This window comes from Chryseobacterium shigense, assembly GCF_900156575.1.
Classification (GTDB): domain Bacteria; phylum Bacteroidota; class Bacteroidia; order Flavobacteriales; family Weeksellaceae; genus Chryseobacterium; species Chryseobacterium shigense.
This window is the reverse complement of record NZ_FTNY01000001.1, coordinates 14,554-27,245: the sequence shown is the minus strand read 5'-3', so window position 1 is coordinate 27,245 and position 12,692 is coordinate 14,554. Positions and strand designations below refer to the sequence as shown.

General features: G+C 38.9%; 9 protein-coding genes. 1 reads left to right on the top strand and 8 read right to left on the bottom strand.

Going from position 1 to position 12,692, the window contains the following annotated elements; genetic code table 11:
• Positions 1-31: 31 nt before the first annotated feature.
• Complete coding sequence (locus BW964_RS00125) at positions 32-733, bottom strand: MarR family winged helix-turn-helix transcriptional regulator (protein WP_076503766.1); 702 nt, start codon at positions 731-733, stop codon at positions 32-34.
• Positions 734-914: 181 nt separating this feature from the next.
• On the opposite strand from BW964_RS00125, the gene glk reads away from it, so the two are divergent.
• On the top strand, positions 915-1,991 hold the full coding sequence (gene glk, locus BW964_RS00120) for a glucokinase (protein WP_084175488.1): 1,077 nt from the start codon (positions 915-917) through the stop codon (positions 1,989-1,991).
• 417 nt (positions 1,992-2,408) lie between these two features.
• Here glk and zwf read toward each other — a convergent pair whose 3' ends face one another.
• The 7 genes from zwf to BW964_RS00085 all read right to left on the bottom strand — a co-directional run bounded on the left by zwf (position 2,409) and on the right by BW964_RS00085 (position 12,616).
• Positions 2,409-3,923: a glucose-6-phosphate dehydrogenase gene (gene zwf, locus BW964_RS00115; RefSeq protein WP_076503764.1), complete on the bottom strand. Its 1,515-nt coding sequence runs from the start codon at positions 3,921-3,923 to the stop codon at positions 2,409-2,411.
• Between the two features lie 37 nt (positions 3,924-3,960).
• Positions 3,961-5,397, bottom strand: coding sequence for an NADP-dependent phosphogluconate dehydrogenase (gene gndA / locus BW964_RS00110; protein WP_317044316.1), 1,437 nt, complete (start codon positions 5,395-5,397; stop codon positions 3,961-3,963).
• A gap of 1 nt (position 5,398) precedes the next feature.
• Positions 5,399-6,022, bottom strand: coding sequence for an HAD family hydrolase (locus tag BW964_RS00105; RefSeq protein WP_076503762.1), 624 nt, complete (start codon positions 6,020-6,022; stop codon positions 5,399-5,401).
• Between the two features lie 216 nt (positions 6,023-6,238).
• Entirely contained in the window at positions 6,239-6,715 is a 477-nt protein-coding gene (locus BW964_RS00100; RefSeq protein WP_076503760.1) for an RpiB/LacA/LacB family sugar-phosphate isomerase, read from the bottom strand.
• Positions 6,716-6,786: 71 nt separating this feature from the next.
• Positions 6,787-8,796 carry a transketolase gene (gene tkt / locus BW964_RS00095; protein WP_076505340.1) on the bottom strand — a complete coding sequence of 670 codons (2,010 nt, stop codon included), beginning with the start codon at positions 8,794-8,796 and terminating at the stop codon, positions 6,787-6,789.
• A 392-nt stretch (positions 8,797-9,188) separates the two neighbouring features.
• Complete coding sequence (locus BW964_RS00090) at positions 9,189-10,505, bottom strand: PQQ-dependent sugar dehydrogenase (RefSeq protein ID WP_076503758.1); 1,317 nt, start codon at positions 10,503-10,505, stop codon at positions 9,189-9,191.
• A gap of 80 nt (positions 10,506-10,585) precedes the next feature.
• A complete protein-coding gene (locus tag BW964_RS00085) occupies positions 10,586-12,616 on the bottom strand; it encodes a TonB-dependent receptor (protein WP_076503756.1) in 2,031 nt (676 codons plus the stop codon).
• Between the last annotated feature and the right edge of the window lie 76 nt (positions 12,617-12,692).

Genomic DNA, 12,692 nt, shown 5'->3' with positions numbered 1-12,692 from the left:
ATCTATTAAATTTTCAATTGGTAATATGCTCTCAGTTGTTGTTATCAAATCTTTTATCTCCTTTTTTCAGGTCTTCTGTTTTTTGGAAAAGCTCTTCCAGACCCAGACTTTTATAGTTCATAAAAATATCATTGTGATGATAGTCGAGCTTTTGTAAGAGGAATGACAAAGAACTAATCTCTGTTGGCTTTAAATTACCTACCACTACACTGCCCACCAGTCCCATTTTAGGTAACAATTCGGATAATTCCTGTTTTCCTTTTGGAGTAATAGCAACCATGACGCTTCGTTTATCATTTGGATTGTCAAATTCACGAATCAGTTCCTGTTTTAGCAGCCGTTTGATGACTTCAACCCCTGAAGTTTTTTCCATAATCAGCTTATTAATCAGTTCGGTTTTCGTGAGAAAAGGATAAGTCATCAGGACGATTAAAAATGAGAATTCATCTAAAGTATTAATAGTACTTTCCTTTAGTGCCTTTTTAAAATAGATTACCGCATACCGATGAATAAATACCAGCATTCTTGCAATTTCAGTATTCTGATCCTGATTATCGCGAACCCACTCTTCTTCACCCCCTGCCAGTTCCCGTGTGCTGTGGAGCTGATTGCCCTGACTTGCGTTTAAAAACCCCAGAAAATCAGTCATCGTGTAATCTTCGTTGCCCTGATATTGGCTATCAAATTCATACAAATGATCGATCAGTTGTTTCAAAATTTCTTTGGAAGCCATAAATTAAAATGTTTACGTTGTAAATATATAAATAAAAATACGAATACATTCTAAAATAACAGCAGTATTTTGAATGTAAAAAGGCTGACGACGAAAATATTATATTTTTTATAACGTGCTTAAACAATTAAATGTCAAAAAATCTAGCTAAATTAACCTGTTAATTACCAATGCCACCCCAATGAAGAATTTTCAAGAAATCAGCTTACCTGACCTTTCGCATACTACTTTATCAATGGCGTATCCTTCCGGGCAAAAAACATTACCGGAATCAGGAATCGTCTTAGCAGCAGATGTAGGCGGAACCAAAACAGAACTGGCGCTTTTCCAGATTAAAAAAAACAAATTGGTTTCCATCAAAAGTGAACGGTACGCCACTACAGATCATCATTCATTTGTAAAAGCCATCCGCCATTTCCACCAGGATAAAAATTCTGTTATTGATTGTGCTTGTTTAGGCGTTGCCGGTACGGTAGATGGTGATAAAGTTCAGGGCGTTAACTTTGCATGGGAAATAGACGCCCATACATTAGAAGTTGATTTGGATATAAAGACGGTATTGCTTATCAACGATCTTGAGGCCAATGCTTACGGCTTATCTGCCCTTAAAGCTTCCGACTTTGAAACGATTTCCAAAGGAGAAAAAAATGAAGGGAATGCGGTCGTTATTTCACCGGGAACAGGTCTTGGTGAAGCAGGCATGTATTGGGACGGCACATGCTACCATCCATACGCCACAGAGGGCGGACATTCTAATTTTGCGCCAGGCAATGAACTGGATCTGGAATTATGGAAATTTTTAAATAAGAAATTTAACCATGTAAGCTGGGAAAGAGTGATTTCCGGGCAAGGCATCAACAATATATACGAATTCTTACGAAATTACAGGAACGAAAAAGAACCTGACTGGCTTACGGAACAATTAAAAGGTGACAACCCCTCCAAAGTAATATCATCGGCAGCCATTGAAAAAACAGATTCTGTATGTGTTGAAACCATGCAGCTGTTCTTAAAATACCTGGCTGTAGAATCCAGCCAACTTGCTTTAAAAGCTAAAGCGACCAGCGGAATTTATATTGGCGGAGGAATTCCCCCGAAAATTCTCAGTTTGATTGATAAGAAAGAATTTTACAAAAATTTTATTAATGTCGGACGAATGGAACATTTGCTAAAAACCGTTCCCATCAAAGTCGTGCTTAATGATAAAACAGCTTTGATGGGAGCGGCCTATTATGCGGCAATGGGAATTTTGAAATGATAACAACGATTCATACCGCCACTTTTTAACCCATTGATCAATCCTTTGGCAGAAGCATCGTGGGAGTCTATTTCATCATTATTATCCGGTTGTGGAAGTAGATTGGCGGCTAATTGGTTTCTGTGGGATGTATTGTAGGAAACATTTTTTAATATTTTATTATTTTACTTTGTAAAAAGCTTGGTTAAGGAAGAATCCAAAAATTAGGACCCTGTTTAAATTTTAACATTTTTCACCTTTAAATTTTTACCATTAAGATCTTATTAAGAAGTGAAGAATATTAAGTTTATCTCCGCTTTAAGATGTATTTAAAAATCTATCTGATTTTTCTCATGGAAGGTTAACTTCTTCAATGTTCTTAATGGTTTAACAGTTGTATTAATTCTTGACTTCAATTTAACCCGCCTCTCCATATTTTTATTTTTTGTCCGGCAGATTGATCCAGTGAAAGCCATCTTTTGCGATGAGTGCTTCTGCATTTTCGGGACCCCACGAGTTAGCGGGATAATTCGGAAAGTTGTTCATTGTATTTTTTTTCCAATAGTCAAGAACCGGCATGACCACTTCCCAAGCTGCCTCTACCTGATCTGCCCGCATAAATAAAGTCTGATCTCCTGAAATAACATCCAGCAAAAGGGTTTCATAGGCCTCAGGAGCATCTATTTTTGTTTTCGCTGAATAATCAAATACCATATCCACCGTGTTCAAATTCATTTCAAGACCCGGTATTTTGCTTTCGAGTTGAAACCTGATTGCCATATCGGGTTGAATACTGATGATCAATAGGTTCTGTTTTAGAACATTTTGCTCTCCGTTATTGAACATATTATGGGGAACTTCCCGAAACTGTATGATAATGTGTGAAGCTGATTTAAAAAGTCTTTTGCCTGTTCGCAGATAAAAAGGAACCCCTTGCCAGCGCCAGTTATCGATATTGAATTTCATCGCAGCGTAGGTTTCGGTGTTAGAGTCCGGGGCTACATCCACTTCTTCACGATATCCGGAAACTTCTTTTCCTTCGACCCAACCCGGACCATATTGTCCTCTCACCGCCATTGTATCAATTGTTCCCGGTACAATTTTTCGTATCGCTTTCAGCACATCCACTTTTCGATCACGCACAAGGTCTGCATCAAAGTTGACAGGCGGTTCCATGGCGATGATGCACAATAATTGCAGCAAATGATTTTGAATCATATCTCTCAAAATTCCGGAATGATCAAAATATCCGCCTCTGTCTTCTACCCCAATCTGTTCGGTAACGGAAATCTGCACATGCTCAATATGGGTACGGTTCCAAAGTGGTTCCATAATCGTATTGGCAAAACGGAAAGCCATGACATTCTGAACGACTTCTTTTCCTAAGTAATGGTCGATTCTATAAATTTGTTTTTCATCAAAGATCGTCAGCAATTTTGTATTCAAAGCCTTTGCAGATTCGAGATCTCTGCCAAATGGTTTCTCAATAATGATGCGTGTGGTTTCCTTATGATTGTCTAATTTACTTTTTGAAATATTCTCTGCAATGGTACAAAATAAATCCGGCGAAACCGCGCAGTAATACAGTATTGAAGGGTCTTGTTTCCACTCCTCTTTCAATGTGCTGATTTTCGAATCAAACTCATTGTAAGAAGCAACATCCTTAATATCCGATGCCTGATAAGAAATATTTGAAGAAAATTTAGCCCATGCTTCTTTTTTAGCCTTTCCTGTCCTTGAAAATTCATTAATTCCTTCCAATAAAGAATCCCGATATTTTTGATCCGTAAAACCGGTCCTCGAAGTCCCGATTATAGCAAATTGTTCAGGAAGCCGGTTTTCAAGAAAAAGATTGTATAAAGCCGGAATAATTTTTCGTTTCGTTAAATCTCCGTTACCCCCGAAAATAATGATAACAGTGGGATTTACTTTTATATTTGATGGGTTTGCCATTATTTAATTTTTATAAAAATGATGATTAAAAAACACTTTAATTTTTGCTGTTTTCCATCCACTCGGTATGAAAAACGCCTTCTTTCCCTTTGAGTTCATAAGTATGTGAACCGAAATAATCACGTTGTGCCTGGATGAGGTTGGTCGGCATATTTTCACTTCGGAAATCATCGAAATAACTTAGTGCAGCAGAAAACGCTGGTATAGAAATACCGTGAATCACCGCATCAGAAACGACAGTGCGAATGCCCGGAATGCTTTTAGTAAGACTTCCTGCAACATTTTCATCCAAAAGTAAATGTTGCAGTTTCGGATTCTTGTTGAAAGCGGCATAAATATCTTCCAAAAATTCAGATCGGATGATGCAGCCTCCACGCCAGATTTTTGCAATTAAATCTAAATTCAGCTGATACTTAAATTCTTCATTTCCCTGGTAAAGCAAATGCATTCCTTGTGCGTAAGCGGAAACCATCGCAAAATAAAAAGCATCTTCCAGTTTATCTAAGTAGTCACTTTTATTTTCTTGATAGTGCATTTCGGTTACATCCGGATATATTTTCGAAGCCTTCACACGCAGGTCTTTTAAACTGGAAAGATCACGCATCGAAACGGCAATGTCAATAATTGGAGTGGGTAGATGTAAATCCATGGCTGCTTGGGAAGTCCATTTACCTGTTCCTTTGGCTTTCGCCTCATCTCTGATACTATCCAGCAAAAGATGATCTTCTCCGTCGTTTTTGTACTTAAAAATATCAGTGGTAATTTCTAACAGATAAGATTTTAAGTGACCATCATTCCATTTTTTATAGACTTCATGTATTTGGTGGTTGTCCATTTGAAGTCCTTTCTTCATGATTTCATAGGACTCAGAGATGAGCTGCATGATCGCATACTCAATTCCATTGTGTACCATTTTTACAAAATGACCCGCGGAACGATCTCCCATAAACGCAACGGTAGGTTCACCATTGACGTGTGCGGCAATTTTTTCAAGAACAGGTTTTATGATTTCGTAGGCTTCCTTATCACCGCCGGGCATCATGCTTGGACCTCTCCGTGCTCCTTCTTCACCTCCGGAAACACCCATTCCTACAAAATGCAGTCCTTTATCTTCCAATTCTTTATATCTTCGTTCGGTATCCGTATAATGCGAATTACCGCCATCAATAATGATATCTCCCGTATCCAAAACAGCCAGCAATTCTTTAATAACGCTGTCCACTATTTCACCGGCAGGAACCAGCAACATCACCGTCTTCGGACTTTTAAGACTGTCGGTAAATTCCTTCAGATCTGAATATCCATGGATATTTTGATTGTTTAAATGGTTAAGGGCATTTACTTTATCCACACTGTTGTCGTATCCGGCACAATGATAACCGTGGTCGGTAATATTCTGTAAAAGGTTGGAGCCCATGGTCCCCAAACCGATCATTCCGAATGCGTTCTGATTTTTATTTTCGTGTTCCATCATATTATTTTCTTATAAAATTTTGGAGAATTGTTTTAGTCGTTTCGAAGTCTTCGTGCAGGATACTATTAATTCCCAAATTTTTAGCAGCATCCACCAGCATGGGTCTGTCGTCAAAATAAATGCATTCATCGGGTTTAACCTGAGCGATATCCATTGCCATTTTAAAAATTCGCGGATCCGGTTTTCTCACCCCAACATAACATGATGAGAAAAAGCCATCAAACACTTGATGTAATTTAAAAGTCTGAATCCGATATTCGTTGAGATCTACATTTTCATTACTGAGGGCAAATAAGGGCAGGTCGGTTTGTTTTTTCCATTTTTTCAGCCATTCTAGCATATATGGTAATTCTGTGGATTGGGAAAAAATAAATTCTTTAAACTCCTCTTTCGTAAAATCACGGGGTTTATGAAATAAAACGGTATTCAAATATTGATCGAATGAAACGCTGCCTATTTCAAAAACATTGTAGATGAAATTGTGCAGAATATTCATTTCTTTAAAATCAAAATTAAAAATTTCCGCAGCCTTTTCCCGCGAATTGTAATCCCAGCCATTGGAAAGCAATACCCCTCCAATATCCATAAAGATCACTTTTATTTTCGATACGTTAAACTCAGTCATTGTTTATTTTTTATATTATTACTACCCTGAACCGTTACTGATAGCTTATTTAGTAAATCCTAGATTTCTACCATGAGGATGTTTTTAAGATTTTCAGAATATTAATTTTGAGTTTCGCTTTAAGGCGAACAGCTTAAAAAAATTCCCTGGATCTCTTCTTAATGTTCCTAAACTCCTAAAGTTTCTTAAGGGTTTACAATTTCCATACATCCATTATTAAAGTCTACGCAGATTATTACTTTCCAAATCCTGAATTTTTTTCAAACGGCGAAGATGTCTTTCCGCACCTATAAATTGCGCATTGAGAAACGCCAAAACCAACTCTTCCGCATTTGCATAGCCTGTCACCCGACCACCAAGACAGATTAAATTCATATCATCATCTTCGACCCCCTGGTGCGCCGAGAAATGATCCGTAATTAAACCTGCTCTGACGCCGGAGACTTTATTGGCAGCCACACAGGCACCGACTCCACTTCCACAAATGGCAATACCACGGAAAACTTCTCCGGCCGCTACTGCTTTTGAAAGTGGAATTACATAATCAGGAAAATCATCTGTATTATCGAGCTCCATTGCGCCGTAGTCTACCGGTTCAAATTGGTTTTCAATTAAAAAAGATTTCATTCTTTCTTTGAGTTCAAACCCGCCGTGATCCGCGCAAATACCTATTTTTCTCAGTATTATTGACATTGTTCTTTTTTTAGTAAGTTCAGAAATGATTTTTTAACGGAATAGAATGTATACTAAGTTCGTGAAAAATCTTATCCCTTTTTTAAAAATAAAGCATTGGCTCTTTTCACTACATTTTCCACGGTGAATCCATATTCTTTCATTACTTCTTCTGCGGGTGCAGATTCTCCAAATTTATCGATTCCAATCACATCACCATCGTCGGTTGTATATTTCATCCAGCCTACAGAGGAGCCTGCTTCTACTGCCAATCTTTTTCTATTTCTCTTTGGTAAAACCTGTTCTTTATAAGCATCAGTTTGCTGATCAAATAAATTCCAGCATGGCATGCTTACCACCCGTGCCTTAATGTTGCTTTTCTTTAATTCTGCCTGTGCTTCAAGGATTAAATGAACTTCTGATCCGGTGGCCATGAGAATGATATCCGGTTCTCCTTCTGAATCTGAAAGAATATAGGCTCCTTTCTCAAGATTTTTTGCTTTTGCATATTTGTTTTGATCGATCACCGGAATTCCCTGGCGGGTTAATGCAATAGCGACTGGTCCATCTTTATGTTCAATGGCGACACGCCAGGCCTGTGCGGTTTCGTTGGCATCTGCCGGTCGAATAACGGTCATATTGGGAACTGTTCGTAATCCAATCAATTGTTCTACGGGCTGATGGGTCGTTCCGTCTTCACCAAGAGCAATACTATCATGGGTAAAAACCATAATCTGACGTATTTTCATGATAGCAGCCAACCTAAGCGGTGGACGCATATAATCTGAAAATATTAAAAATGTTGCGCCATACGGAACTAAATAATTACTGAGAGCCATTCCGTTGAGAACCGCTCCCATGGCGTGTTCGCGGATTCCAAAATGGAAATTACGTCCGTCCCGGTCTTTTGCTGAAAAGGATTGGTAAGCGTCCAGAACCGTATCCGTGGAAGGAGATAAATCCGCTGAACCGCCGATCAACTGTGGTAAATATTCTGCAATAGCATTCAGTGTTTTCCCTGAAGCCTTGCGGGTGGCTATTTCCTCACCGGGTTCAAATACCGGAAGTTTTTCTTGCCAGCCTTCTGGTAATTTCCCTGAAGTCACAGACTCATATTCTTTAGCAAGATCAGGATATCTCTTCTTATAATTTTTATAGAGTTCATTCCACTCATCTTCGTTTTGAGAAGATTTTTTTCCTGCCTCACGGTAAAAGGCTGAAACCTCATCAGGAATCACAAAACTCTTATCAGGATCAAAACCGAAATTTTCTTTCACCAAACGAACCTCATCTTTCCCTAAGGGTGAACCGTGAGCAGCAGCAGTATTCTGTTTATTGGGACTTCCGTAGCCGATATGGCTGCGAACTTTTATTAACGATGGGCGGCCAGTTTCTTGCTGTGCGCTCTTTATCGCACTGGACAAAGCTTCCAGATCATTGATGTCCGGCAGATCCTGCACATGCCATCCGTAAGCCTGAAACCTCTTAGATACATCTTCATCAAAAGCTAAATCAGTATCGCCTTCTATCGTAATATGATTGCTATCGTAAAAATAAATCATATTTCCCAACCCTAAATGACCTGCCAGTGATGCGGCTTCGGCTGAAACGCCTTCCATAAGATCTCCGTCACTGCAAATTGCATAAATTTTATAATCGAAAATATTGAAATCCGGCTGGTTATAGCGCTTTGCCATATATTGCTGGGCAATGGCCATTCCTACTCCATTGGCAAATCCCTGTCCCAGCGGACCTGTCGTCACTTCAATTCCGGGAGTAAGTCCATATTCGGGATGGCCTGCGGTAATGCTGTGTAATTGTCTGAAATTTTCAAGGTCTTTAAGGGTAATTTTATAACCGGTCAGGTGCAGATAACTATATTGCAACATGCATGCATGACCACAGGAAAGAATAAATCTGTCACGGTTTGCCCATTCTGGATTTTGAGGATTATAATGCATGAATTCCGACCATAATACATGACCTAACGGGGCTAAGGCCATGGGCGTTCCGGGATGTCCGGAATTTGCTTTTTGTACGGCATCGGCTGCCAAAACTCTTACGGTATCAATACTTTTTTGAATTAAATTTTTATTGTCCATTTTTATATTTCTTTTTTTACTTATTTTTCCGCTTTTACGAAGATTACCATTGAATAAAGCGTTTGTAGTTATTGAGATCATTAAAAGACCATTTGATAAAAATTCTTCAATTATTTCGAAGCTATACGGGCCAAAAAACGGGAGTAAATATTAAAATAAACCGTACTATTTAAGTTTTTTCAGCTATCTGAATGAAATAAAAAAATAAGGTAAATCATTTACTACTCTGGATTCTACATCAAAACTGTGACCATTTTAAAATCTAAACTTCAGTTTTTTATTGCCCATCGAAAGATTCTATTTATCTTTATTTTAACTGTTGACTCAGCTTTTAACCAATATAAGTTTGAAAAAAATAAAGCAACTGTTGTCAGTTGCTTTTATTGTTCAGGTTATTTTTCAGGATAAGAAACTCTCCATACAATTCCACTCACGTCATCTGCCACCAATAAGGAACCGTCCGCAATCTGAAGAACACCAACGGGTCTCCCATAGACATCGCCTTTCGCTTCATTGGCGATAAAACCTGTGAGGAAAGGTTGATAAGAACCAGAGGCTTTTCCGTTCTTAAAAGGGACAAATGCTACCTGATAGCCCACCAATGACGAACGGTTCCAGGAACCATGCTGCCCGATAAAGGCTCCATTTCTGTATTTGTCAGGAAACTGAGCTCCGGTATAAAATGTTAACCCTAAAGAAGCGGTGTGGCTTCCCAAAGGAACATCCGGAACAATAGTCTTGGCTACCAGATCAGGCTTTTCCCCCTTTCTTCTGGGATCTTCATTTTTCCCGAAATAGGCGTAAGGCCAGCCGTAAAATGTATTTTGTTTCACACTGGTAAGATAGTCGGGAACCAGCTCATCTCCTAATTCATCTCTCTCATTCACTACGGTCCACAATTCTCCGGTTACGGGATTCCAGCTCATCCCCACGGGATTTCTAAGTCCTGCTGCATATATTTTTTCGCCGCTTCCGTCAGGGTTTACTTCCAGAATATTCGCTCTTCTCACTTCGTTTTTCATTCCGTTTTCGCCCACATTACTTCCGGAACCTACGGTAATATAAATCTTAGACTGATCTTTATTGGTGATGAGATTCCTGGTCCAGTGGTTATTGTAGCCTCCTGCCGGCAGATTAACGATCTTCTTTCCAGGTTTTGTTAATTTTGTTTCTCCTGCTTTGTACGGATATACCCACAGACCGTCTGTATTGGCTACGTAAAACTGATCTTTGATAATGAGCATTCCATAAGGCTGGTTCAAATTGTCTAAAAATACAGATGAGGATTCTGCCACTCCATCTTTGTTGGCATCCCTGTAGAGGATGATTCTGTTGGCGGATTTCCCATCAACTTCAGCGCCACTCTTTCCACTCACGTCATTTTTTATTTTTTCTGTGGCAGAACGCTCTGAATTGGAAAGCACCACGAAAATGTCTCCATTGTCGCCCTGAATCATATTTCTGGGGCTTTTAATGTTTTCAGCAAAACGGGTTACGGTAAAACCTTCGGGAGCGGTCGGAGCTTTGTCTTTAGGCCATCCTATGACGTTACTGAATTTGTTTTTGGAACTTTTTTCGTCAGGCGGGGGCAATTTTAAGGTATCGGTCTGTGTGAGAACTTCAGCACCGTCAGCCCCTTTTTCAGCCTTATTTTTTTCTTTGCAGCCGACCATAAGCAGCACTGCTGCTGGTAAAAGATAATTTTTCATATTTTTTTGAGATGTGATGTTTAAAATTAATATCAATACAAATATCAGACCTCACACAATGCGATTGAAGTCTTATCGGATTAAAATTGCGCTTTAACACCCAATACAAAATTTCTTTTAGAGGCCGGATTATAATACCGGTTCCCAAAAGCATTGATATCAAAGCCTAAAACATAGTCATTATTATAAAGGTTCTGAATCTGCAGATATAGATTCAAGGTGGTTTTATCAAGATTTACCGGAAACCGGAATTGAATATTTCCGATAAAGCCTGGATCAGACCATACGGAATTGGCATCATTTAAAGGTATTTTTGAGGTATAGAAATGGGAATAATCAACGGAAAGGTTTTTAAAAAAGGTGAAATTCATTAAGCTGTTGAGCGTTGTTCCTGGAACTCCTGTCAGATCATTTCCTGAAAAATCTTTTTCGTTTTGCCGGTAGTTTTGAAACTTAAACCTGTAAAATGCTCCTGAAAACCGGAATTTGATCTTAGTGAAAAAATCATTTTTCAAATCAAAGTTTTTGGATTCAAGAAGAACTTCCAGTCCTTTCTGAATCGTTTCTCCTGCATTGACAAAGTATTCCTGTCCGGCTTCATTTTGCCTTCTAACAATCGCATCTTTCATCCGGAAGTCAAAATAACTTCCTTCCACAAAAACAGAATTCCCGAACTGTTTTCTAATGCCGGCTTCTTTATTCCAACCGAATTCAGGATTCAGGTTGGCATTAAATTCCTGAGTGGAGGAGCGTATTTCTTCATTGGTGGGTGCCGAATTTCCCTTACCTATCTTTCCTCGTATTGAAAAGCCTTTTCCCAGCATGTAGGTGAGTCCAAAATTCGGAAGCCATTGATTCTTAAATGCTACTTTATTGTTCTCTGACTGCGGATAAAGCCGTTCCCACTGATAGGAACTGGAATTGAGACTGATCGAAATATCAGTAAAGAGTTTTGAATTAATATTGAATTTTTGTGAGAGAAAATAGAAGCCTGAAGTATTTTTGATCCGGTCGAAATTTTGCGGGCTGCCTTCATATCCTTTATTATTATCATAGTTTTTAACTAAAATATCGTTAATACCGCCTTCGAAACCGAATCTGTACGCTAATGAAATGTTGTTCCAGTTTTTCTCATAATTCAGGTGTGTCCGTAGTGCAAAATTCTTTTCAAAACGATTCTCAAAATTGGTAATGAAGGGGTTTTCAAAATCAACATAGGACCCCTGAATTAAAATAAAATGGGAAAAGTTGTGGTTAAATGTATATTCGTTTGAAAGTCCGGCTAAAACCATTTTATTGCGAATTCCTGCGTTTTGCTCCTTAGCACCGGGAAGCGCGGGAGTTCCTGGTCTTGCCTGTTTTCTGTCAATCTGCATTTGCTCCAAAGTCAATCCACCGGGAGTCTGGTACTCCAGATCCGTATACATGAGCATCGCTTTGAGCAAGCCTTTTTCTGAATACTGAAAATGATCTTTGATGAACACCTGCTTGCGCTGTACTTTAGACTGTTGTCTGTAAGAATCTGTTTGATAATAATTCTGAAAAACCTCTATAAAATGTTTTCCCCTCTGTTTTGACCAATCAAAACTCTGATTAAAAGTTCCATAACTTCCCATCGATACATTGGCGGAAAGGTTTTCCGATTCTTTAGTTTTAAGAAGAACAGTACCCCCCGTAACCACTCCGTAATCTCCGCTTTCCGGGCCTTTGTAGATTTCTATTCTGTCGATGAGTTCGGGAGATATCACGTTGAAATAGGTATTTCCTGAGGCATCGGACAAAATAAAATCATCGAGATAAACTTTTACATTCCGGACGCCGAACGGGGATCTCAAAGTACTCCCCCGAAGAGAGATTCTATAACTTCCCGGCGAGCGTTCCTCCATTCTTGCGCCTGCTATCTGATTGATAGATTCCAGCATTCTTTCGGGCGTATTCTGACTGAGCATATTTTCAGAAACGACGGAAACCGATTTTGTGGAAGAAAGAAAGCTTGCCGGTTTTTTATAAGCATCGATTTGAACTTGTGATATCAATGTTGTCGAATCTCTTTTTTGAGACCATACAAACGAAGCATACAATACAGGAAGGAAAAGGTATATTTTTTTCATTGTATCAGATAAAGCAAAAACTATACTTTTTCTTTGTAAGCAGATCTTTCTTTTTGACCTGTTCAATTTTCTATTG